At 71.8% G+C, this 22,398-nt stretch carries 17 protein-coding genes; 7 read left to right on the top strand and 10 right to left on the bottom strand.

Annotated features, from left to right (window positions below; genetic code table 11):
- Positions 1 to 3: 3 nt before the first annotated feature.
- Positions 4 to 876: a DMT family transporter gene (locus ACZ60Q_RS05405; protein ID WP_469628723.1), complete on the top strand. Its 873-nt coding sequence runs from the start codon at positions 4 to 6 to the stop codon at positions 874 to 876.
- 9 nt (positions 877 to 885) lie between these two features.
- Here ACZ60Q_RS05405 and ACZ60Q_RS05410 read toward each other — a convergent pair whose 3' ends face one another.
- Both ACZ60Q_RS05410 and ACZ60Q_RS05415 read right to left on the bottom strand, forming a co-directional pair.
- On the bottom strand, positions 886 to 1,920 hold the full coding sequence (locus ACZ60Q_RS05410) for a glutathione S-transferase family protein (RefSeq protein WP_469628726.1): 1,035 nt from the start codon (positions 1,918 to 1,920) through the stop codon (positions 886 to 888).
- Positions 1,917 to 3,416: an MFS transporter gene (locus ACZ60Q_RS05415; RefSeq protein WP_469628729.1), complete on the bottom strand. Its 1,500-nt coding sequence runs from the start codon at positions 3,414 to 3,416 to the stop codon at positions 1,917 to 1,919. Before ACZ60Q_RS05415 ends, ACZ60Q_RS05410 begins: the two co-directional genes overlap by 4 nt.
- A gap of 128 nt (positions 3,417 to 3,544) precedes the next feature.
- Here ACZ60Q_RS05415 and ACZ60Q_RS05420 point away from each other — a divergent pair, with 128 nt between their 5' ends.
- From ACZ60Q_RS05420 to ACZ60Q_RS05430, 3 genes are all read left to right on the top strand, one after another.
- On the top strand, positions 3,545 to 3,940 hold the full coding sequence (locus ACZ60Q_RS05420; protein ID WP_469628732.1) for a VOC family protein: 396 nt from the start codon (positions 3,545 to 3,547) through the stop codon (positions 3,938 to 3,940).
- Between the two features lie 201 nt (positions 3,941 to 4,141).
- Positions 4,142 to 5,221 (top strand): glycoside hydrolase family 5 protein, encoded by a 1,080-nt coding sequence (locus ACZ60Q_RS05425; RefSeq protein WP_469628734.1) that lies wholly within the window; start codon positions 4,142 to 4,144, stop codon positions 5,219 to 5,221.
- A 306-nt stretch (positions 5,222 to 5,527) separates the two neighbouring features.
- The gene (locus ACZ60Q_RS05430) at positions 5,528 to 7,936 is read left to right on the top strand and encodes an endonuclease/exonuclease/phosphatase family protein (protein WP_469628736.1); all 2,409 of its coding nucleotides are present in this window, start codon (positions 5,528 to 5,530) and stop codon (positions 7,934 to 7,936) included.
- 63 nt (positions 7,937 to 7,999) lie between these two features.
- Here the strand turns inward: ACZ60Q_RS05430 and ACZ60Q_RS05435 are convergent, their stop codons facing one another.
- The 3 genes from ACZ60Q_RS05435 to ACZ60Q_RS05445 are packed head-to-tail and all read right to left on the bottom strand — an operon-like array spanning position 8,000 to position 10,426.
- Positions 8,000 to 8,908 carry an alpha/beta fold hydrolase gene (locus ACZ60Q_RS05435; protein WP_469628739.1) on the bottom strand — a complete coding sequence of 303 codons (909 nt, stop codon included), beginning with the start codon at positions 8,906 to 8,908 and terminating at the stop codon, positions 8,000 to 8,002.
- 22 nt (positions 8,909 to 8,930) lie between these two features.
- A complete protein-coding gene (locus tag ACZ60Q_RS05440) occupies positions 8,931 to 10,196 on the bottom strand; it encodes a beta-ketoacyl-[acyl-carrier-protein] synthase family protein (protein WP_469628742.1) in 1,266 nt (421 codons plus the stop codon).
- Positions 10,193 to 10,426 (bottom strand): acyl carrier protein, encoded by a 234-nt coding sequence (locus ACZ60Q_RS05445; RefSeq protein ID WP_469628745.1) that lies wholly within the window; start codon positions 10,424 to 10,426, stop codon positions 10,193 to 10,195. The genes ACZ60Q_RS05440 and ACZ60Q_RS05445 overlap by 4 nt, the downstream gene beginning before the upstream one ends.
- Before the next feature lie 248 nt (positions 10,427 to 10,674).
- Between ACZ60Q_RS05445 and ACZ60Q_RS05450 the strand changes: the two genes are divergently transcribed.
- The 3 genes from ACZ60Q_RS05450 to ACZ60Q_RS05460 all read left to right on the top strand — a co-directional run bounded on the left by ACZ60Q_RS05450 (position 10,675) and on the right by ACZ60Q_RS05460 (position 13,793).
- Entirely contained in the window at positions 10,675 to 11,133 is a 459-nt protein-coding gene (locus ACZ60Q_RS05450) for a nitroreductase family deazaflavin-dependent oxidoreductase (RefSeq protein WP_469628747.1), read from the top strand.
- A gap of 129 nt (positions 11,134 to 11,262) precedes the next feature.
- Positions 11,263 to 11,994, top strand: a complete 732-nt coding sequence (locus ACZ60Q_RS05455; protein WP_469628750.1) for a nitroreductase family protein — start codon at positions 11,263 to 11,265, stop codon at positions 11,992 to 11,994.
- 245 nt (positions 11,995 to 12,239) lie between these two features.
- On the top strand, positions 12,240 to 13,793 hold the full coding sequence (locus tag ACZ60Q_RS05460) for a peptidoglycan-binding protein (RefSeq protein WP_469628752.1): 1,554 nt from the start codon (positions 12,240 to 12,242) through the stop codon (positions 13,791 to 13,793).
- Positions 13,794 to 14,040: 247 nt separating this feature from the next.
- Here ACZ60Q_RS05460 and ACZ60Q_RS05465 read toward each other — a convergent pair whose 3' ends face one another.
- From ACZ60Q_RS05465 to ACZ60Q_RS05485, 5 genes are all read right to left on the bottom strand, one after another.
- Positions 14,041 to 14,712 (bottom strand): hypothetical protein, encoded by a 672-nt coding sequence (locus ACZ60Q_RS05465; protein WP_469628754.1) that lies wholly within the window; start codon positions 14,710 to 14,712, stop codon positions 14,041 to 14,043.
- Positions 14,713 to 14,801: 89 nt separating this feature from the next.
- Positions 14,802 to 15,500 carry a DUF1326 domain-containing protein gene (locus ACZ60Q_RS05470; protein ID WP_469628757.1) on the bottom strand — a complete coding sequence of 233 codons (699 nt, stop codon included), beginning with the start codon at positions 15,498 to 15,500 and terminating at the stop codon, positions 14,802 to 14,804.
- A 165-nt stretch (positions 15,501 to 15,665) separates the two neighbouring features.
- Positions 15,666 to 19,424, bottom strand: a complete 3,759-nt coding sequence (locus ACZ60Q_RS05475) for a S8 family peptidase (protein WP_469628760.1) — start codon at positions 19,422 to 19,424, stop codon at positions 15,666 to 15,668.
- Between the two features lie 105 nt (positions 19,425 to 19,529).
- Complete coding sequence (locus tag ACZ60Q_RS05480; protein ID WP_469628763.1) at positions 19,530 to 20,672, bottom strand: XdhC family protein; 1,143 nt, start codon at positions 20,670 to 20,672, stop codon at positions 19,530 to 19,532.
- Between the two features lie 72 nt (positions 20,673 to 20,744).
- Complete coding sequence (locus ACZ60Q_RS05485) at positions 20,745 to 22,202, bottom strand: NCS2 family permease (RefSeq protein WP_469628766.1); 1,458 nt, start codon at positions 22,200 to 22,202, stop codon at positions 20,745 to 20,747.
- Between the last annotated feature and the right edge of the window lie 196 nt (positions 22,203 to 22,398).

Consider the following 22,398-nt stretch of genomic DNA (forward strand, 5'->3'; position numbering starts at 1 on the left):
CCGGTGATCAGTGTCCTGTTCGCCGTCCTCACCGCGCTCAGCAACGGATCCGCCTCGGTGCTCCAGCGCCGGGCGGCGATGAGGGTGCCCGACAGCGAGGCGATGCGGCTCTCCCTGATCGGTCATCTGCTGCGTCAGAAGGTGTGGTCGGCGGGGATCGGACTGGTGATCGTGGCGGCGGTCTGTCAGGCGGTCGCCCTGGCCACCGGGCCGATCGCGGTGGTCCAGCCGATCTTCGTGATCGAGCTGCCGGCGTCGCTGCTGATCGCCGGGTACGTGATGCGGGCCCGGGTGGACCGGGCGGTCCGGTACGGGGTCGGGGCCGTCACGGTCGGCCTGGCGCTCGGCATGGCGTCGGCCGCGCCGGTCGCGGGCAGCGACACGGTGCGGGGCGCGGCGTGGATTCCGGCGCTGGTGCTGACCGGGCTGTTCGAGGCGGGGCTGATCGGGGCCGCGGCGCGGACGCGCGGCAGTCCCCGGGCGGCCCTGCTGGGGCTGGCCGCCGCGTGCGGCTATGCGTTGACGGCCGCTCTGATGAAGGATGCGATGGCGCGCCTCGACGACGGCGGGGCGCTCGCTCTGCTGGCGTCCTGGCAGTTGTACGCCACGGCGGTGGTCGGGGTGGGTGCCCTGTTCCTGCTCCAGAACGCCCTTCAGGCGGGCAGTCTGGTGGCCGTGCAGCCGATGCTCACCCTGGGGGACGCGCTGATCAGCATCCTGTACGGGGTGACGTTGTTCGGCGAGGAGTTGCGGACCGGCTGGTGGCTGCTGCCAGAGCTGGCGGCGCTGGCCCTGATCGCCGCGGGGTGCGTGCGGCTGGCCCGTACGCCGCTGGCGGCGGGCACGCTCGCTCCGCCACCCTCCGCCTCCCGGTGAACGCCCGGGTCAGGCGACCGCGGGGGTGACCCGCTCGCCCGGCGGCACGGGGCCCGGGGGTGTGCCGTCTCCGAACGGGCGCCCGCCGAGCTGTTCGCGGTGGTGCGGGGTCCTCCAGCCGGAGAGGTCGGGGCCGACGGGGACGATGCCGGTGGGATTGATGCCCGTGTGTACCTGGTAGTAGTGCCGCTTGATGTGGTCGAAGTCGACCGTGTCGCCGAATCCGGGCGTCCGGTAGAGGTCGCGGACGTAACCCCACAGGACGGGGTCCTCGGTCAGCTTCGTACGGTTGCACTTGAAGTGGCCGTGGTAGACGGCGTCGAACCGGACCAGCGTGGTGAAGAGGCGGATGTCGGCCTCGGTGATGGTGTCGCCGACCAGGTAGCGGCGGTCCGCGAGGCGGGCGGAGAGCAGGTCGAGGCGGCTGAACAGGGCGGCGTACGCCTCCTCGTACTCTTCCTGGGAGCTGGCGAACCCCGCACGGTACACGCCGTTGTTGACGTCCCGGTAGACGCCCTCCATGACCTCGTCGATCTCGCCGCGCAGCGGTTCGGGGTAGAGGTCCGGCGCCCCGGGCCGGTGCAGGGCGGTCCATTCGGTGGCGAGGTCGAGGGTGATCCGCTGGTAGTCGTTGGTGACCAGCCTCCCGCTCGGTACGTCCACGATCGCGGGCACGCTGACGCCTCCGGGGTAGTCGCGCTCCCGGGCGTCGTAGGCCTCGCTCAGATAGCGGATGCCCAGGACCGGGTCCTTGCCGCCCGGGTCGAGGGTGAAGCGCCAGCTGCGGTCGTCCTGGATCGGGTCGGTGACGGCGAGCGGGAGGGCGTCCTCCAGGCCGAGGAGCCGCCGGGAGACCAGGGCGCGGCTCGCCCAGGGGCAGGCCCGGCTGACGACGAGCCGGTAGCGGCCGGGCTCGACGGGCCAGCCGTCGCGGCCGTCCGCCGTGATCCGGTCGGGGAAGTGGCTGCGGGACCGCTTGAACGGCTTGTGGCCGTAGGAGTCGTTGCCTTCGCTCCCCGCGCTGTCCGCTGTCGTGTCGTTCATGCCGCGCTCCTCGATGCGTCCGTCGGTCTACCCGCTGTACGTCGTCTGCCCCGTCGGCCGGCTCCTACGTCGGCCAGCGCCACGATCAGCGCGGCCAGCACGAAGGCGACGGACACGATGAGCCCGTGGTCGTACGCTCCGGCCCAGCCGTCGGGGCCGACCCGGGCGAAGAAGACCGAGCCCACCGCGGCGATCCCGATCGCGGAGCCGACCCGCTGGCCGGTCTGCAGGGTGCCCCCGGCGCTTCCGGCCCGGTTCACCGGCACCTCCGCGAGGGTCAGCGTCTGGTTCGGGGCGATGACCAGGCCGCTGCCGAGACCGGCGAGCAGCAGTGGGGCGGCCATGGCCCAGCCGGATCCGGCGCCGGGGACCAGATGCACGGCGAGGGCGGTGCCGGCCAGGCCGAGCGCGACCATGGTCAGACCCGCCACCACCAGGGGGCGGCCGAAGCGGCCGACGAGCCGGCCGCCGATGAATGCGGCCAGACCGGAGCCGAGGGCGAAGGGCGTGACCGCCAGGCCGGCCTGGAGGGCGGAGTATCCCAGGCCGGACTGGAGGTAGAGGGTCGTGATGAAGAAGATCGAGGTGAACCCGGAGAAGTAGAGCAGGATCAGCAGGCAGCCCAGCCAGTAGGAGCGCAGCCGGAACAGCGACAGGTCCAGAACGGGGTGGGTGCGTCCGGCCGTGCATCGGGACTCCCAGGCCACGAACGCGGCGAGCAGGGCCGCGGCCAGGACGAGGAGCAGCCACTTGGTGTCGCCCTGCCACTGCTGCGTCTGGACGAACGGCAGGAGCAGGGCCAGCACTCCGGTCCCGAGCAGGGCGACGCCCACCGGGTCCAGGTCGCGTGGGCGGACCCGGCTCGCGGAGGGGGTGTCGGGCAGGAGCCGCCGGGCGAGCAGCAGGCAGACGATGCCGAGCGGAAGGTTGACGTAGAAGACCCAGCGCCAGCCGTGCTCCGGTCCTGCGGCCTGGATGAGGAGGCCACCGAGCAGGGGGCCCACCGCCATGGAGATGCCGACGACCGTGCCGAACATGCCGAAGGCCCGGCCGCGCTCGCGACCGGAGAACATCTGCTGGATCAGGGCGGAGATCTGCGGGGAGATCAGTCCGCCCGCGAGGCCCTGCACCAGACGGGCGATCACCAGCCAGAGGCTGGACTGGGCGGCTCCGCAGGTGGCGGAGGCCAGGGTGAAGAGGACGAGTCCCGCCATGAAGACCGCCCGGCGGCCCCGCGCGTCACCCAGGCGCCCGGCGGGGATGAGGAAGAGGCCGAAGGCGAGGGCATAGCCGGAGAGCACCCATTGGAGGTCGGATTCCGGGGCGTGCAGGCCCTCCCGGATGGAGGGGAGGGCCACCGTGACGATGGAGACGTCCAGCAGGGCCATGAAGCCCGCCACCAGGCAGACGGCGAGCGCCTTCCAACGTCTGGGGTCGGGGGCGCCGGCGGCGGGATCGCCCTCGGCCGGCCCGGGGTGCGCCGCACTCTGTGCCATGGTTCGCACCTTAGGACGCGTGGGGTGTTTCCTCACCCGGGACGCGTCCGCACCGGTGGTCCGGACTCCGGATCGCCGGACGGGTCCATCGCGGCGTGTCCGGGGCCTTCGGGGGTACTCGTTCCCGCATGACTGTGGAGAAGACGAGTGTCCTCGTCCTTGACTGTGCCGAACCCATGGAGCTGGCCGAGTTCTACGCCGGTCTGCTCGATGCGGAGATACGGATCGGCTCCGACCCCGATTTCGTCGAGATCGTCGGCAACGACGGCGTCCGGCTGGCGATCCGCCGCGACCACGGCTACGCCCCGCCGAGCTGGCCGCGCCCGGAGGACTCGCTCCAGGCGCATCTGCGGATCCTGGTCGGCCCCGAGAACATCGACGAGGCCGAGCGGGAGGCGATCGGGCTGGGGGCGCGGCCCGTCGACACCGGCGACAGCAACAGCGGCCCCCGGGACGTGAGGGTGTACGGGGACCCGGCGGGCCACTCGTTCTCGCTGGCGGTCTATCCACTGCCGCAGGTCTGAGCGGTCCGGGAGGGCCGGGCGGCACACCGGCGTACCAACGCACAGGGACGGACGCTTGGTGGAAGGGCACCAACAGGCCCTTCCGCCAAGCGCGTTAATAGGCAGGAAAGTTTCCCAATGCTGTTGACGACAATTGGAAGGAAGCTTTACTTTCAGTTCTGCCGACATGGCGCCTCCCACCCCTCCGAAGGGAGCACCACCATGCACCAGCGCACCACTCCCCCCACCGGCTCCGCCCCCACGACCGGCCGCCGAGGCATGGCCCGCAAGGCCCTGCTGGCCGCGTCGGCGCTCGGTGTCGTCACCGCACTGATGGCTCCCGTCCGGGCGGGAGCCGCACCGGCCCCCGTCTCCCCCACCGCCGCCACCCCGCTCGCCGCCAACGGACAGCTCTCCGTCTGCGGCCGTCAGCTCTGCAACGACTCCGGCCAGGCGGTCGCCCTCAACGGGATGAGCACGCACGGCACCCAGTGGTACGCCCAGTGCGTCACGGACGGATCGCTCAACGCCCTGGCCCAGGACTGGCGCGCCGACGTACTGCGCGTCTCCACCTACGTACAGGAGGGCGGGTACGAGACCGACCCGGCCGGATTCACCGCGCGTGCGCAGAAGTTCGTCGACGCGGCGCACGCACGCGGCATGTACGCGGTCATCGACTGGCACATGCTCTCCCCGGGCGACCCGAACGCGAACCTGTCGCGGGCGAAGACCTTCTTCACGGCGATGGCGAAGAAGTACAAGAACCACCCGGGCGTGCTCTACGAGATCGCCAACGAGCCCTCGGGGGTGAGCTGGTCGGGCATCAAGTCGTACGCCGAGCAGATCATCCCGGTGATCCGGGCCCAGGACCCCGACGCGGTGGTGCTCGTCGGGACGCGCGCCTGGTCCTCCTTCGGGGTGTCCGAGGGCTCCGACGAGAAGGAGGTCGTGAACAACCCCGTCCGCGCCTCGAACATCATGTACACCTTCCACTTCTACGCGGCCTCGCACCGCGAGGAGTATCTGAACACTCTCGACCGGGCATCCGACAAACTGCCCGTGTTCGTCACCGAGTTCGGCACACAGAACTACTCGGGTGAGGGCGCCAACGACTTCACCATGTCGCAGCGCTACCTCGACCTGATGAAGCGCAAGAAGATCTCGTGGACCAACTGGAACTACTCCGACGACCACCGCTCCGGCGCCGTCTTCAAGACCGGCACCTGTAACGGGAGCAACTGGACGGGAACCGGAGTCCTGAAGGAGGCCGGGGTCTGGATCCGCGACCGCATTCGCCAGTGACCCCGGCCCGCTCCCCGCGCCGTCAGGCCGAACGGCGTCGCGGGGAGGCATCGGTGATGACCGCCGGAGTGTAGCCGGGGTCCAGCGTCCTCAGGTTGACGCCGGGCGGGACGGCCGAGCCCTTGGGGCCCGGCGGTCCCCACCCGGCACACGGCGGGCGTGCGAAGCGGGAGCCCGGCGAGCCGTGCGGGGCCCGTAGGCCCGCCCTCCATCCGGACGATGCCGGGAATTAACCGATGATGCCTTGTCACACCCTGTTCTACGCGCATAGTTTCTTCCCCTACTACTCAGTTGGGGGCACCTCCCGTGCAGATACACAGATCCGGTTCCGTTCTGCTGACCGGCGCCGTCGCCGTCGCTCTCGCGGTGACCGCCCTGCCCGCCGCCCAGGCGGCCCCGTCGGCCACCGCCGTCATCTCCGAGGTGTACGGCGGCGGGGGCAACTCCGGCGCGACACTGACCCGGGACTTCGTCGAGCTGGCCAACGCCGGTTCCGCGCCCTTCGAGGTCGGCGGCCTCAGCGTCCAGTACCTTCCGGGCAGCCCGTCGGCCGGCTCGCAGTGGCAGATCTCCGAGCTGTCCGGGTCGATCGCGCCCGGTGGCCGCTATCTGGTCGCCCAGGCCGCGGGCACCGGCGGGACCGTCGCTCTGCCCACCGCCGACGCCACCGGCACGGTCGCCATGGCGGCGGGGAGCGGCACCGTCGCCCTGGTCTCCGGAACGGCCCCGCTCACCTGCAAGTCGGCGGCGGACTGCGCGGCGGACACCCGGATCGTCGACCTGGTCGGCTACGGTTCCGCGGTCGTCCGGGAGGGCGGCGGCCCGGTCCCCGGCGCGTCGGCCACCGCGTCCGTCGCGCGGGCCGCCTCGCTCGCCGACACCGACGACAACGCCGCCGACCTCGCCGCGGGCCCCCCGACGCCGTTCAACACCAAGGGCGAGACGTCCGGCGGCGGACAGGAGCCGGAGGAGCCCGGCCCCACCGAGCCCGGCGACGTACGGATCCACGACATCCAGGGCACCACGCGGGTATCCCCGCTCAACGGCACCGCGGTGACCGGTGTCCCGGGCGTCGTCACCGGTGTGCGGGCCAGTGGCTCGCGGGGCTTCTGGATCCAGGACACGGCCCCCGACGGCGACCCGCGCACCGGCGAGGGCCTGTTCGTCTACACCGGCTCCACCGCGCCGGCCGTGAAGGCCGGCGACGCGGTCCTGGTCAGCGGCAAGGTCGCGGAGTACTACCCGGGCACCAGCACCCAGTCCCTCACCCAGATCACCGCGCCCCGCGTCACCGTGCTGTCCTTTGGCAACGCGCTGCCCGCCCCGGTCGTCCTCGACGCACGTTCGGTGCCCGGCCGTTACGTGCCCTCGGCGGACGGCGGGGCGATCGACGCGCTGCCCCTCGACACGTCCCGGTACGCCCTGGATCTGTACGAGGCGCTGGAGGGCTCCCGGGTCGAGTTCGCCGACACCCGGGTGACCGGGGCCAGCACCGCGTACGACGAGATCTGGGTGACCGTGAAGCCCCGGGAGAACCCGACCCGGCGCGGCGGCACGCTCTACGCGTCGTACGAGGACCAGAACACCGGACGGCTCAAGGTGATGTCGCTGGACCCGGCGCGGCCGGTGCCGACGGCGAACGTCGGGGACGTGCTGAAGGGCCGCACGACCGGCGTACTGGACTACGCTTCGTACGGCGGCTACAACGTGCAGGCCACCGAGCTGGGCACCGTCGTCGACAAGAAGCTGCGGCGCGAGGTGACCCGCAAGCAGAAGAAGGACGAACTGGCGGTCGCCACGTACAACGTGGAGAACCTCGACGCGGGCGACGACCAGGCCAAGTTCGACACCCTGGCCGAGGGCGTCGCGGTCAACCTGTCCTCCCCCGACATCGTGTCGCTGGAGGAGATCCAGGACGACAACGGTGCGGTGAACGACGGCACGACGGGCTCCGAGGCGACGCTGAAGCGGTTCACCGACGCGATCGTCGCGAAGGGCGGACCGCACTACGCCTGGCGCTACATCGCCCCCGAGAACAACAAGGACGGCGGCGAGCCCGGCGGCAACATCCGCAACGTTCTCCTCTTCAACCCGAAGCGGGTCTCCTTCACCGACCGGCCGGGCGGTGACGCCACCACGCCGGTGCGGGCCGTCGACACCTGGAAGGGCGTCCGGCTCTCCGCCTCGCCGGGCCGGATCAACCCGGCGAGCCCGGCGTGGGAGAACAGTCGAAAGCCGCTGGTGGGCGAGTTCGTCTTCCGGGGCCAGCCGGTCTTCGTCATCGGCAACCACTTCGCGTCCAAGGGCGGCGACCAGCCGCTGCACGGCCGCTACCAGGAGCCGGCGCGTTCCTCGGAGACGAAGCGGATCCAGCAGGCCGCCGAGGTCAACACCTTCGTCACCTCGTTGCTGAAGGCGGACAGGTCCGCAAAGGTCGTCGCGCTCGGGGACTTCAACGACTTCGAGTTCTCCCCGACGATGAGCGCCCTGACCAAGGGCAGGGTGCTCGAGCCGCTGATCACGACGCTCCCCTCGTCGGATCGGTACAGCTATGTCTTCGACGGCAACTCGCAGACGCTGGACCACATACTGACGAGCCCCGGTGTCCGGCGCACCGACTACGACGTGGTGCACATCAACGCGGAGTTCGCCGACCAGGCGAGCGACCACGACCCGCAGGTGGTGCGGATCAAGGTCGGCGGCTTCTGGCACTGATGTACTGAGCCACCCACCCGGCGGGGCGGACCGACTCTCCGGTCCGCCCCGTCCATGCCCCCCTCAGCTCCGCCCGGCCGGGGCGCCCGCCTGGCGCGGCAGGGTGACGGCAGCGGCCTCGCCGGCCACCGGCTCCCGCCCGGTGAAGAACCGGGAGACCAGTGCGGCCACTTCGTCGGCCCGCTCCAGGACCACCCAGTGGTCGGACTCCCCGATCGTCAGGAACCGGCTGCCCTCGATCGTCGCGGCGAACTCCCGCTGCCGTGCGGGCGACGTCACCGTGTCGTGCTCACCCGCGAAGACCAGCGCCGGTACGCCGCTGAGGCCGCCGGAGAAGTCGGGCCGGTCGGTCAGCGCCCGGTACAGCGAGTCTGTCGCGTGCGGCGAATGGGTGAGTGCGTGGAGGAAGGAGCGCCGCACATAGCGGCGGGCCAGTTCCCTCCGGTGTACCGGGCGTTCGGGGTCGAGGCACATCAGCGCGTCGGCGGCCGTCGCGGCGAACCCCTCGCGGTCCCCGGCCGCCAACTGCTGTCGGGCCCGCTCCCAGCAGGCGACCTGGACCGCGTCGATGTGGACCGGGACGCCGCCGAGGGCCAGCCGGGCCACCCGCTCCCGATGGCGGCGGGCGAAGCCGAAGGCGATGGCGGTGCCGTAGGAGAAGCCGAACACGTTGAGCCGGGGCGCCCCGAGGTCGTCGGCGATGCCGAGCACGGCCCGGCGGAGCAGATCGGCGCTGGGGCCGGGCGGCAGCGGGTCGGCACTGCCCATGCCGGGCAGGTCGGCGGTGACCACGTCGGTCGCCGGGCCCAGGTGGTCGTCCATCTGGGGCCAGCCGAACATGCCCTGGAGCGCGCCGCCGAGAATGAGCGCCGGTTCGGTGGCCGGGGGCTCGCCGGGGTGGGCGCCCGGCAGGACGCGGTAGCTGTAGCGCACTCCGTCGACCGCCAGGGTCCGGATGATCTCCTCGGGCATGTGCTCCTGCGTTCCCTTCCGCTCAAGCCCTGGTGAGGACGAGTGCCGCGTTGTGGCCGCCGAAGCCGAGCGAGGTCTTGACGGCGCAGTCGAAGGAGGCGCCGCGGGCTTCCTTGGCCACCACGTCGATCGGGATCCGCGGATCGGGTGCGTCCAGATTGACGGTGGGCGGGACCAGTTGCCGCTGGAGGGCGAGCACGGTGAGCGCGGTCTCGATGCCGCCCGCCGCGCCGAGGGTGTGGCCGGTCATCGCCTTGGTGGAGGTCACCAGGGCGCTCTCACCGAGTACCCGGCGGAGCATCGTCGCTTCGATCAGGTCGTTGGAGAGCGTCGAGGTACCGTGCGCGTTGACGTGGCCGACGTCGGCCGGGGAGAGACCCGCGTCGGCGAGCGCGGTGCGCAGGGCATGTTCGATGCCGAGGCCCTCGGGGTCGGGGGCGACGGCGGAGTGGGCGTCGCTGGAGGCCCCGTAGCCACTCACGTGGGCGCGGACGGCGGCGCCCCGGGCGCGGGCGTGGTCCGGGTGTTCCAGGACGATCAGCCCGGCGCCCTCGCCGACGACGAAGCCGTCGCGGTGGGTGTCGAAGGGACGGCAGGCGCTCGCGGGGTCCTCGCGGCGGGTGGAGACGGCCTTGAGACTGCAGGCGCTGGCGATCAGGAGGCGGGTGCAGGTGGATTCCGCGCCGCCCGCGATGACGATGTCGCAGGCCCCGGAGCGGAGCATCTGGTGGGCGGTGCCGATCGCGACGGTGCCGGAGGAGCAGGCGGTGGAGACGGCCTGACTGGGCCCGTGGACGCCGAGGTCGAGGCTGACACTGCTGGCCGCGCCGTTGACGACGCTGAGCGGGGCGAGCTTCGGGGAGACCCGGCGGGGCCCGCGCCCGGCGAGCGCGGCGTGCTGCTCGTCGTAGAAGGGCAGCCCGCCGTGGGCGGAGCCGATGACGACGCCGACGCGACCGCTGTCCCAGACGGCCGGGGCGAGACCGGCGTCGGTGACGGCCTCGCGGGCGGCGATGACGGCGAGCTGGGCGAATCGGTCCATCAGCCGCTGGGCGGCCACCCCGAGAATCGCCCCCGGGTCACAGTCGGTGACGGAGTAGAAGAAGTCGCAGGGCAGACCGTCCAGTTCGGGCCGGCGACCGACGGACGGCACGAGGCCCTCGGTGACGCCGTGCCAGGCGGTGTCCGCTCCCGTACCGGCCGCGGTGACCAGACCGACACCGGTGACGGCGGCGGCGAACGGGGCGAGCGGCGCCCGCCGGTAGGGCCGACCGGTGGCCGCGCTCACGCGGAGACCTTCCCGTGGACGGCCTCGATGAGGCGGCCGACGGTGTCGCGCGAGGTGAGCGCGACGTCCTCCAGGTCCACGTCCAGCCGGTCCTCGATGAGCAGCCGCAGCTCCTCCAGCGCGAGGGAGTCCAGTCGCAGCCGGTGCAGTGGAACATCGGGGCGGATGGCCCCGGGGTCGGTTCCGAACTTCGTCACCAGCAGCGTGCTGATCTCTTCCGATGTGCTCATTCGGCTCTCCTGGGCTCGGTGACGCGGTGACGCCGGCCGCGTTGTGAGGGGAGGTGGGGGGAGGGGCCATCGGAGGACGCCGGCTGCTCCGGAAGGACCCTTTATACGCCTTCCCGGGCGGGTTCCCGGTCCGCGTTCCCCCGTGCGGTGGGAGGGCTGTCCAGGTGTACGAATCCCGGGTGCGGCTCGGGTGGATGCCAGGATGGGGGCGCAGCCCGTACGGGACGGCACGAGAGAGGGAGAAACCCATGACGGCCGCGCAGGACGGCAATCAGGACGGTAATGCGGAGGTCGCGCCGAGCCCCGCCGGCTGGGTCGCCCGGCAGGCCGAGCTGTACGAGTCCTCCGGCGGCACGAAGGGCACCACCCAGCTGGGTGTGCCCTGCCTGCTGATGGACTACGTCGGCCGGCGCAGCGGGACGGTGCGGCGCACGGTGCTGATGTACGGGCGGGACGGCGAGGACTATCTGATCGTGGCGTCCAACGGCGGCTCGGACCGTCCGCCGCTGTGGTATCTGAACCTCCAGGACAACCCGGAGGTCGAACTCCGGGTGAACACCGAGCGGTTCGGGGCCGTCGCGGCGACGCTGACGGCAAAGGAGAAGGCGCGGGTCTGGCCGGGGCTGGTGGAACTGTTCCCGCGCTACGGGCAGTACCAGGCGGGCACCGAGCGGGACATCCCGGTCGTCCGGCTGACGCGGCGCTGAGGCGGCATCGGGCGGGCGCGGCGGCGCCGGGACGAGGGCGCGGCGGCGGTTCACACGGCGGCGAGGGGCCACGGGCCGGCCGCCGGGAGCCCTTCTGGTACGCCGCCGCGGACCGTAAACTCCGCGGCCATGACCACGGAAACGGCACAGGCCGACCCGTCCGCCCCCGGCGGCCCCGCTCTCTTCGACACCATGTCCACGATGCGCGCCATGCGCCGTCTCAAGCCGGACGCGGTGCCGGACGAGATGGTAGAGCAACTGGTGCAGGCCGCCGTCTGGGGGCCCAGCGGCGGCAACATGCAGTGCTACGAGTACGTGGTGGTGACCGACCGCCAGGTGATGGCGCGGCTCGCCCCGCTGTGGAAGCGGTGCGTCGACGCGTATCTGGCGACGATCGGGAAGTACGCCCCCGCCGGCATGGACGAGGCGGCGTACGGCCGGATGGTCGCGGCGATCGGGTATCAACGCGACCACTTCGCCGACACCCCGGTGTTGATCATCCCGTGCTACCGGTTGCCGGAGTCGCGCGTGGACGAGGAGGGTCTCGCCGCCTCGGCGCGGGCGCTCGGCCCCGGGGGCACGCAGCACATGATGGACACACAGACGCGCTTCCGGACGCTGGCGGAGGGCTCCTGCGTCTATCCGGGGGTACAGAACCTGCTGCTCGCGGCCCGGGGGCTGGGACTCGCGGCGAACATCACCATCTGGCATCTGCTGCTGGAGACGGAGTGGAAGCGGGAGCTGGGCGTTCCGGAGGACATGGCGACGTTCGCCGTCGTGCCGGTGGGGTGGCCCGCGGGCAACTTCGGCCCGGTCCGGCGGCGGCCGGTGGCGGACGTCATCCACCGCGACCGCTGGTAGCGCCCGGCCCCGCGTCAACCCATGACGACACCCCGGTCGGGTGACGCTCGACGTCACCCGACAGGGCTAGCCCGGCCGGCAACTCCCCGAGTTCCGCAGGATGTTGCCAGCAGACTCACCCCTGCGACACTTTGTCATGCTCACTTCATATCGATAGCCTGACGGTGCCCGGCATCCCTCTGGCCCACTCCGGGCCCGGGGGCTTCTCCTTCCCCCCACGCCCACCCCGCAGAGCAGGAGCCCTCATGCCCCTACGCACCGCCGCCCGAGACCGGGCCCGTGCCTGCGCCGTGGCGGCCCTCACCGCTACGGCCCTCCTCGCGACCGGGCACCCGGCGACCGCCGCCCCGCGAGCGGACACGCCCGACCCGATGAACCGCGCGTTCGCCGAAGCGGCGCACGAGTACGGCGTACCGCGCGATCTGCTGGCCGCCGTCGGCTACGGCGAGAGCCGTCTCGACGGCCACCCGGGCACACCCAGCCAGGCGAACGGCTACGGCGTGATGCACCTGGCGAGCAATCCGGCCAACCGCTCCCTGGAGAAGGCCTCCGAGCTGACCGGCGAGAGCGCGGCCCGGCTGCGCCGGGACACGACGGCCAACATCCTCGGCGGCGCGGCCGTCCTGCGCGACCACGCCGACACGCTGGGCATGGACGCCTCCGAGCGCCGGGACGTGAACTCCTGGTATCCGGCGGTGGCCCGCTACAGCGCCGCCGAGGGGCCTGCCGCCGCGCTCTACGCGGACACGGTCTTCATGTTCCTCGCCGAGGGGGTGTCCGTCACGACGCCCGGCGGCGAGGAGGTACTCGTGCCCTCCCGGCCGGTCGCCCCGGAGAAGCGCGGGGTGCCGGAGTCCGACGTCTACGTACAGAGCGCGGACTATCCCTCGGCACGCTGGGTGCCCGCGTACTCCGGGAACTTCGTCGTCGGCCGCAAGGCCGCCGTGGACAAGGTGGTCATCCACACCACCCAGGGGTCGTACGCCGGTTCCATCAGCTGGTACCAGAACCCGGCCTCGAAGGTGAGCGCCCACTACACGATCCGCTCCTCGGACGGTGAGGTCACCCAGTCGGTGCTGGAGAAGGACACCGCCTGGCACGCCGGCGGCACCAACTCCTCGTCCGTCGGGATCGAGCACGAGGGCTATGTCGACAACCCGGCCTGGTACACGGAGGCGATGTACCGGTCCTCCGCCGCCCTGACCAAGCACCTCGCGGCGCGGTACGGCATCCCGAAGAACCGGTCGCACATCATCGGGCACAGTGAGGCGCCCGGTGCCGACCACACGGACCCCGGCCCCAACTGGGACTGGAACCACTACATGCGGCTGATCGGCGGCGAGACGGGCAGCGGCGGCGACGGGCTGACCTTCCCCACGTACACGACCCAGCAGCCGGGCTCCACCGGCCCCCAGGTGAAGGCCGTCCAGAGCCTGCTCAACGCACAGGGATACGAGGCGGGCACGGCGGACGGCAGCTTCGGGCCCACCACGAGGAGCGCGGTGCGGACGTTCCAGGGAGCCCGCTCGCTGGAGGCCGACGGCACGGTCGGCCCGAAGACCTGGACGGCCCTGCTGTCGGCCGGCACGACCCCGGCGCTGACGAAAGGCGCCTCGGGCGAGGCGGTGAAGCGGCTCCAGCGGGCCCTGACGGCGGCACTGGGCACCACGGTGAACGCGGACGGCAGCTTCGGCCCGGCCACGGAGACGGCGGTACGCGACTACCAGACCAGCCGCAAGCTCTCGGTCGACGGCAAGATGGGCCCGGCCACCTGGGGGGCCGTGCAGAGCGGGAAGTGAACGCGGACCCGGGGCGGGGCTTCTCCTCGGCGGAGAGGCCCGCCCGGCCCCGGACGTGCCGGGAGGGGGCCGGCCCGCGCCACGAAGGCAGGGAGCCGTGCGGTTGCGGGGAGCACCCCGCGCTCTCACCCGCGCACCGGCACGGAGGTCCGGGCCCACCCGACCGTGGCGACCCGGACCGGGGCGCCGGTGGCCGGGGCGCCCGCCCGCCGCGATCCGGCGGTCCCGGTGGCGGACCGGCCCCGCGTCACTCCACCGCGTCGGCCGGGTACCCGATCTCCTTGATGTCCTCGGCCAGTTCGGCGGGGATCCGCTCGGGGTGGAGGGCCACGACCACCGCGTCGGTCAGTGGTCGCAGCGCGTAGACGTGGCGTACGGCTTCCAGGTCGACGGAGACCTCGAAATAGTCCTCGGCCCACTCCTGGTAGGACTCGGCGGTTCCCGTGACGAGGAGCTGGAAGAGCCAGTCGGCCCCGTCGGAGTCCTCACCGTCCTCCGGGAAGTCGATGGACCCCGCCCGCCAGCGGTCGTCGTCGCTCGCTCGCCAGAGGCAGGCGGTGACGACGGGCAAGCCGAACTCGTCGGTGAACGAGGGCTCGTCGACGTAACGGCGGAACACGGCGGGCACCTCGTCGAGCACCCCGGGCCAGGGAGCGTCGTCCACGTACGGGCTCATCGGCGACTCGTGGTCGAAGCCGCGCGCGTACGCCCCGGCGGCGGAGAAGACCACGGAGTACTCCCCGCCCGACCCGTCCCGCATCGAGGCCATCGCCTCCGTCGGCGACCACTGCGCGTCGAAGCTGTGCCAGCGGTGGTCCCACTCGGGACACAGAATCGCGTCGAGCATCGCCAGGGAACGGCAGAGATCGGTGAGGGCGGATATGCCCGGCAGCCCGCGGGCCACGTCGTGAACGCTCATGGGCATATCCAACCGCACGGGCCCGGCGGGATCGTCCACGCGCTCCCCCCGAACGCCCGCCGGGCGGACGGTGGCCCCTCGCCCCGCGGTCAGGGTCGCCAGTCGAAGGGGAAGTGCTTGCTGGATCCACCGCGGTACTCATGCGAGAAGTCGAAACCTTCCGCGTGATCGCTCTCGACGACGCCCCACGTGGCGATCTGGCCGGGGCCGACCTCGGCGCCCGGAGCGTTGACCAGCTGGACGCGGCGGGTGGGGTCGGCCGTGGGGCCGGTGAGGGCGGTCGCGCCGACCTCGACCCTGCCCTCGACCCGGGCCCGCCAGTACGAGAGATCCTCGGCGGCGTCGAAGTGGATCGGTGCGTGCCGCACCTCGCGCAGTTCGCTGATGAGCGAGCCGAACTGGCCCGGCCAGCCGCCGGCATGGCCGACGAAGATCTGCTCCAGCGCGTCACGCTGGGCCCGGTCGCCCTTGGCGTCGATGTAGAGCATCGCCTTCATCGTGGCCTCCGGGTCGCCGACCCACATGTTCCCGGCGAACTCGCCCAGCGCCACCACGCCCAGGCCGTCCAGGGACACCTCCCCGAAGTGCCCCTCGTGAACCTGCCAGACCAGCGTGAAGAGGCAGTCTCCGTGCGTCGGCGTCTGGGCGAACGTACAGGGGCAGGGCAACGCACAGCTGCACACGTCGAACCACTCACCCCGCAGGTGCCAGTCGGGCAGCGTGCCGTCGTTCGTTCCCGCCCGGACGACGACGGGGGTGCTCTGCGATGCGGCGGAAGTGGTGCACATGGAAGACCTCCGGGATTCGTATACCCCTTGGGGGTATCTTGCCTACAGGAGGAGACTAGAGCCCGGCCGACCTCTGGGTCAACTACCCCTACGGGGTATACAGATCGACTCGCCGACGCACGTGGTCCCGCACCCCCGAGGGAGTGCGGGACCACGTGCGTCAGGTCACTTCAGGCCGAAGGCCCGGATGATCTCCTGGTCGACGACGAGCCCGCCGGGGCCCTCCGCGTGCGCCTTGAGCGAGACCGAGGTCGCGCCCTTCGACGGAGTGCGGAACGTGGCGGCCCACTCGCCGGTGTTCTTCTTACGGAGGTCCACCTTCGACCAGTGCTCTCCGTCGTCGTAACTGACCGACAGCGAGGCCTTGTTCGCCTTCACCGCGCCCGCCAGCCATTCCTGGGTGGTGGAGGAGAGGCCGATCTCCGTCCACCGGCCGGCCCGGACGTCGCCGGCCAGGTCGGTGTCGACGTCGTAGTCCAGCTGGAGCATCGGGATGTCGGCCTGCTCGGGGCCGCCCTGCTCCAGCGCGCCGGAGACGAAGCCCCACTCGGAGTGGGTGCGGGTCGACGTCTTCCAGGTCTCCGCGTCCCGCTCCGAGTCGATGACCAGGCGGTACGGGAGCTTCTCGGCGGCGAGGTCACCGAGGTAACCGGCCCTGCCCGCGCCCTTCTTCAGCTCCGTGTCGCCCTGGTAGAAGGCGTAGGAGGTGGTGTCGTACTCGTTCTCGGGCATCGAGCCGGAGTGGCCCGCGCCCGCGTCCGTCCACGGGGTGATGTTGAACTGGACGTCGTTGTTCACGGTGCGGAACGGACCCCAGTAGCCGGTGCCGAGCCGGGGGCGGGTCACCGGGGCGAACCACTCGGCGCGGTAGTCCTCGCCCGCCCGGTAGTCCAGTTCGGCGCTGCGCATCTCGTGCGCCCGGTCGGACTGCTCCGCGTTGAGAACCGAGTGGTTCTCGTACCAGAACGAGTCGCCCGGCAGCGGATTGACCCATTCCGTGCGGACGCCGGGGAACTGCTCGTACTCCTCGAAGCCGAGGCCGGGCCCGTATTCGGGGATGTCGTAGCGGTAGCCGCCGCCGAGCGTCTTCTTGTGGCCGTAGAAGGTGTTCTCCACCTTCGCGAGCCGGCGGGTCGAGGGGGCGAACGCCAGCGAGCGGTCCGGGATCGTGCCGTCGTGGCGGTCCACCAGGTCGTACAGGTAGTCCGCGAACCTCTTCTGGTCTACCTGGACCTTCTCGCCGCGCTGCGCGGCCCGGGTCAGCGTCCTGCCCGCGGAGGCCTGGACGGAGGCGACCGGGATGGTGGTCTCCTCGCCGTACGGGGTGTAGTTCTCCATCGCCACGCCGCGCTCGTCGTTGACGACGAACAGGGCCTTTGCCCCGGCCGCCAGCGCCGCCGCGAGGCGTTCGGCGGGGGCGACATCGGCGCTGCGGGTGATGACGACCGCCTTGCCGCGCGCGTTCACACCCCGGTAGTCCCCCGGCGCGCCCTTGCCCGCGTACACCGCCCTCAGCTTCTGCCTGCTGTCCTCGGCGACCGCCGTGCCGCCCTGGACGAAGACCGGCACGTCACGGCCGTCGGCCTCGACGTCGATCAGCTCCTCGCCCTGTCGCCAGCGGGTCAGGAAGCTGAAGCCGCCCCGGGTGACCTTCTTGGTGGGGCTCGCCCACAACTGGTCGTAGGTGAGGGGTATCTGATACGCGTCACGCTGGACGGTGCCGTCCGGGGCGGTGCGCGCCATGTCGTAGCGGAGCTGGCGGGTCTCGGTCTCCTTCGGAGTGCGCACGTCGACCTTGCGGGCCTTGGAGGCGTCGAGGGTCACGGTGGCGGCGCCGGTCAGGATCGTCTCGGGGGCCGCGAGGAACGCGAGGGCCCTGGAGTCGGGGCGGTCGCCGTCGATGTCCACGGAGGCCCAGGAGGTGTAGTTTCCGGGCGGCAGGCGCAGCGTCCTCTCGCCTCCGCTGACCTGGACGAGGCCGAGCTGTGGGTCGCCCAGTTCGGCGAGGACGACCAGGCCGTCCATCGGCTTGCCCGACCGGTCCCGGAGCTTCAGCGTCAGGTCGTGGAGCTCCTTCTCCTTGGTGAGCGCGAAGCCGGTGTGCGCGACGATCGTTCCCGCCGCGTCGGTGGCGACGACCTGGCCGGAGAAGGTGGTGTCGTTGGCGACCTTCGCCGGGTCCAGGGACAGGACCGCCTCGGCGGTGCCCCCGGCCGGGACGGTCAGGGTGTCGGTGGAGAGCGTGTACGCCGCCTCGTCCGTGTCGGTGGCCAGGCTCAGGGTGACGTCCGTGTCACCCGAGTTGCGGTAGGTGACAGCACGCTCGGCGACCTGGTCGGACGGGCTGTGCGGCCAGTCGTAGGAGGCCACCCGGACCGAGCCGGTGGCCTCGATCGTCGTGTCGATCGCCGTCTTCACGTCGAGCCGGCCGGTGCCCTGCTCGTACGGGGTGTACGCGTCGAGCTTCGTGGACGAGGTCATCAGCGCGTCCTTGACGCGCTGACCGGACCAGTCGGGGTGACGCTGCTTCAGGATCGCCGCCGCGCCCGCGACATGCGGCGTGGCCATCGACGTACCGGACATCGACTGGTACATGCCCTCGATGCCGGGGACGGACTGCGAGGCCGCGGCGTTGATGGCGACGCCGGGGGCCGACAGATCGGGCTTCAGACCGTGCGAGCGGACCAGCGGGCCCATCGAGGAGAAGGCCGCACGGCCGTCCCGCTTGTCGACGGCGGCGATGGTGAGCGCCTGCTCCGCCGAGCCGGGCGAGCCGATGGTGCCCGCCCCGTACGCGTTGCCCGCGGCGATCACGAAGAGCGGACCGCCGTTGGCCGAGAGGGAGTTCACCGCCTGGGACATCGGGTCGCTACCGTCGTCGGGCACCGGGGAGCCGAGGCTCATCGAGACGACGTCGGCGCCTTCGGCCTTGGCCCACTCCATGGCCTCGATGATCCCGGAGTCCGCGCCCGATCCCTCGTCGCTGAGGACCTTGCCGACGAGCAGGCCGGCCGCCGGGGCGACGCCCTTGTTGGCGCCCCCGGAGGCGGCGCCGGATCCGGCGATGGTGGAGGCGACGTGCGTGCCGTGACCGTTCCTGTCGTCGACCTCCTCGCCCGGGACGAAGCTGCGGGCGCCGACGATACGGTCCTTGACGTCCGGGTGGCCGGCGTCGATGCCGGTGTCCAGGACGGCGACCTTGGTGCCCTTGCCGTCGAAACCGCTCGCCCACGCCCGCGGGGCGCCCACCTGCGGCACCGACTCGCTCAGCAGCGCCTCGGAACGGCCGTCCAGCCAGAGCTTCGCGATCCCGCCGTCGAGTGAACGGGCCTTCCCGGTACGGGTGATGGCGCTCCAGAACGTCCGCGCCTCGTCCTTGTCGGCCGCCAGGGCCGCCCCGTTGACGGATTCGAGGGTGCGGACCCTCTTCGCGCCGCGCGGGGCGGCGGGCAGCGCCTCGGCACGCGCGGGCGGGTAGGTGGCGATGAGCGGGACGGAGCCGCTGCTCCCGTCGTCATAGCCCATCCGCACCAGGGCCGAGACGTTGAACAGCCGCCGGTCCAGGACGCCCGCCGCGATCAGCCCGGTGGCCTCGTCGGGCAGGACGTACACGTCCTCGCCCGCCTGCTGGATGCGGACGCCGCCGCTCGCGCCGTCGGGGCGGTCCACGGTGACGGTGTCCCGGTCGCCGGGGCCGTCCACGTAGCGCACGACGTCGCCGGTGACCAGGGTGACGGTGTGGCTCTCGGTGCGTACGTCGGAGCGCGGGGTCTCGGCGCGCGGTGCGGGGGCGGCGCCGGCGGTGCCCGCGAAGGGGACCAGCACGCCGCCCATCAGGGCCGCCGAGGTCGCCAGGATCAGTGCTCCGCGTCCGGGGCGAGCGGATCTCGCCCGGCCGGGAACGGAGAAGGGGGAAGAAGTCATGCAGCTGATCTACCGGTAAATCCGGGGCGACCGCGGCGTTCCAGCCGGGCGGGAAACCGCCGTGGCGGCAACCCGCCCGGGGTGGACGGGGTGTTGACGGACGTCTCAGGCCACCGAGGCGAGCGGCGTGCCGCCACTGTCGTGATGAATGGGGGTATGGGCCCCGGTGAGCGGTACGCCGCTGCCACCGCGCCGGACCGCGACGATCTCCGCGGCGATGGACAGGGCCGTCTCCTCCGGCGTACGGGCGCCGAGGTCGAGGCCGATCGGCGAGTGCAGCCGGGCCAGTTCGCGGTCGGTGAGGCCGGCCTCGCGCAGCCGGTCGTCGCGGTCCAGGTGGGTGCGGCGGGAGCCCATCGCGCCGACGTAGGCGACCGGGAGGCGCAGGGCGGCCTCCAGCAGCGGAATGTCGAACTTGGCGTCGTGGGTGAGGACGCAGAGCACCGTACGCGCGTCGGTCACCGCCCCCGCGAGGTAGCGGTGGGGCCAGTCGACGACGATCTCGTCGGCCTCGGGGAAGCGTGCCGCGGTGGCGAAGACCGGCCGGGCGTCGCAGACGGTGACCCGGTAGCCGAGGAACTTCCCGGCGCGGACCAGCGCGGCGGCGAAGTCGATGGCGCCGAACACGATCATGCGGGGCGGCGGAACGCTGGACTCGACCAGCAGCTCGATGGGCCGGCCGCAGCGGGAGCCCTCCGCGCCGATGGCGAGCGGCCCGGTGCGGCCCGCGTCCAGCAGGGCGCGGGTCTCGGCTGCGGCGGTCCGGTCGAGCGCCGGGTGGCCGCCGAGCCCGCCCTCGTGACTGCCGTCGGCGCGGACCAGGAGCGGGAGTCCGAGCAGCTCACCGGGCCCGTCCGTGACGCGTGCCAGCGCGGCCGCCGTCCCCTCGGCGGCGGCCGCGAGCGCGGCGGCGAACACCGGACGGGCGGGGTCGTCCGTCCGGACCGGTGTCACCAGGATGTCGATGACACCGCCGCAGGTCAGACCGACCGCGAAGGCGTCCTCGTCGCTCCAGCCAAAGCGCTCGCGGACGGATTTCCCGTCGTCCAGGGCCTGTTGGCACAGTTCGTAGACGGCACCCTCCACGCATCCGCCGGACACCGAACCGATGGCCGTGCCGTCGCGGTCGACCGCGAGGGCGGCTCCTGGCTGCCGGGGCGCGCTGCCGCCGACCGCTACCACGGTGGCGACGGCGAAGTCGCGTCCCTGGGAGACCCACCGGTGCAGCTCTTCGGCGATGTCCAGCATGGCGTATCTCCTCAGGTGTGAAGGGGGTCCGGGGGCGGACCCGGCCATGATCGCGAGACCGCCCCCCGGGCGTCAGTGGACGCCCAGCCAGCTCTCGATCGGGTTGAGGGCGAAGAAGACGATGAAGATCACCGTCAGCCCCCACATGAAGGCCCCGACCTCGCGGGCCCGGCCCTGGGCCAGTTTGATGGCGCTGTACGCGATGACACCCGCGGCGACACCGGTGGTGATGGTGTACGTGAAGGGCATCAGGACCACGGTCAGGAAGACCGGGATCGCGACCGAGCGGTCGCTCCAGTCCACGTGCCGGGCGTTCTGCATCATCATCGCGCCGATGACGACGAGGGCGGCGGAGGCCACCTCGGTCGGCACGATCGCGGTGAGCGGGGTGAAGAAGAGGCAGGCGGCGAAGAAGAGGCCGGTGACGGCGGAGGCGAGCCCGGTCCGGGCCCCTTCGCCGACGCCGGTGGCCGACTCCACGAAGACCGTCTGGCCGGAGCCCGAGGCGACACCGCCGATGACGCCGCCGACGCCGTCGATGAACAGCGCCTTGGACAGGCCCGGCATGCGGCCCTTGTCGTCGGCGAGCCCGGCCTCGGTGCCGACGCCGATGATGGTGGCCATCGCGTCGAAGAAGCCGGCCAGCACCAGCGTGAAGACGATCATGCCGACCGTCATCACGCCGACGTCTGCCCAGCCGCCGAACTCGACGTTCCCGAAGAGCGAGAAGTCGGGGGTGGCGACCGCGCCGCCCTCCAGTTCCGGGGGGCCGCTGCTCCAGGTCCTGGGGTCGATGTCGACGATCGCGTTGATGACGATCGCGACCACGGTGCCGACGGCGATGCCGATGAGGATCGCGCCGGGGATGTCGCGCGCCTGGAGCATGAAGATGAGGAGCAGGGTCACGCAGAAGATGAGGACGGGCCAGCCGGCGAGTTCACCGGCCGGGCCGAGGGAGACGGGGGTCGCCTTGCCCTGGTGGACGAATCCGGCCTTGTAGAGGCCGATGAGGGCGATGAAGAGCCCGATGCCCATGGTGATGCCGTGCTTGAGCGCGAGCGGGATCGCGTTCATGATCATTTCGCGGAGGCCGGTGACCACCAGGAGGCAGATCACCACACCGTAGATCACACACATGCCCATGGCCTGCGGCCAGGTCATGCTGGGCGCGACCTGCGAGGCGAGCACACCGGAGACGCTGAGCCCGGCGGCGAGCGCCAGGGGCACCTTCCCGACGAAGCCCATGAGCAGAGTCGTCGCGGCGGCCGCGAAGGCGGTCGCGGTGATCAGACCGGGCTGGCTGAGGAGGTTGCCGTCGACGTCCTCCCCGCCGAGGATCAGCGGGTTGAGCAGGAGGATGTACGCCATGGCCATGAAGGTCGTGACACCGCCGCGCAGTTCGCGCGCGAGGGTGGATCCTCGTTCGGATATGTGGAAGTACCGGTCGAGCCATGATCTTCCGGCGGGGACGTGCGAGCCGGGGCCCGCGGCCTCCGGGCTGGTCGTCGGTTCCACTGACTGCTGGGTCATGATGCCTGACTCCCAAGGTTCACAGGGGCACCCGCTTGGAGATTCCTGCATGCGGGATTTGGGATGACTGCGTCGGCCGCACGACCCGGGGACGGCCGGGACGGACTGGAGAAGCAGAACGGATGTGCCGGCGGCACGGAGGGTCCGTGATGCGATGCCGTGCGCTCGGCACGGCGAAGAACCGCGAGCGGTGCGG

The organism is Streptomyces sp. NPDC104313, assembly GCF_055583985.1.

Coding starts and splice junctions, on each gene's coding strand:
- ACZ60Q_RS05410 (WP_469628726.1), bottom strand. CDS start 1,920: ATGAACGACACGACAGCGGACAGCGCGGGGAGCGAAGGCAACGACTCC.
- ACZ60Q_RS05415 (WP_469628729.1), bottom strand. CDS start 3,416: ATGGCACAGAGTGCGGCGCACCCCGGGCCGGCCGAGGGCGATCCCGCC.
- ACZ60Q_RS05420 (WP_469628732.1), top strand. CDS start 3,545: ATGACTGTGGAGAAGACGAGTGTCCTCGTCCTTGACTGTGCCGAACCC.
- ACZ60Q_RS05425 (WP_469628734.1), top strand. CDS start 4,142: ATGCACCAGCGCACCACTCCCCCCACCGGCTCCGCCCCCACGACCGGC.
- ACZ60Q_RS05435 (WP_469628739.1), bottom strand. CDS start 8,908: ATGCCCGAGGAGATCATCCGGACCCTGGCGGTCGACGGAGTGCGCTAC.
- ACZ60Q_RS05445 (WP_469628745.1), bottom strand. CDS start 10,426: ATGAGCACATCGGAAGAGATCAGCACGCTGCTGGTGACGAAGTTCGGA.
- ACZ60Q_RS05450 (WP_469628747.1), top strand. CDS start 10,675: ATGACGGCCGCGCAGGACGGCAATCAGGACGGTAATGCGGAGGTCGCG.
- ACZ60Q_RS05455 (WP_469628750.1), top strand. CDS start 11,263: ATGACCACGGAAACGGCACAGGCCGACCCGTCCGCCCCCGGCGGCCCC.
- ACZ60Q_RS05460 (WP_469628752.1), top strand. CDS start 12,240: ATGCCCCTACGCACCGCCGCCCGAGACCGGGCCCGTGCCTGCGCCGTG.
- ACZ60Q_RS05465 (WP_469628754.1), bottom strand. CDS start 14,712: ATGAGCGTTCACGACGTGGCCCGCGGGCTGCCGGGCATATCCGCCCTC.
- ACZ60Q_RS05470 (WP_469628757.1), bottom strand. CDS start 15,500: ATGTGCACCACTTCCGCCGCATCGCAGAGCACCCCCGTCGTCGTCCGG.
- ACZ60Q_RS05475 (WP_469628760.1), bottom strand. CDS start 19,424: ATGACTTCTTCCCCCTTCTCCGTTCCCGGCCGGGCGAGATCCGCTCGC.
- ACZ60Q_RS05480 (WP_469628763.1), bottom strand. CDS start 20,672: ATGCTGGACATCGCCGAAGAGCTGCACCGGTGGGTCTCCCAGGGACGC.
- ACZ60Q_RS05485 (WP_469628766.1), bottom strand. CDS start 22,202: ATGACCCAGCAGTCAGTGGAACCGACGACCAGCCCGGAGGCCGCGGGC.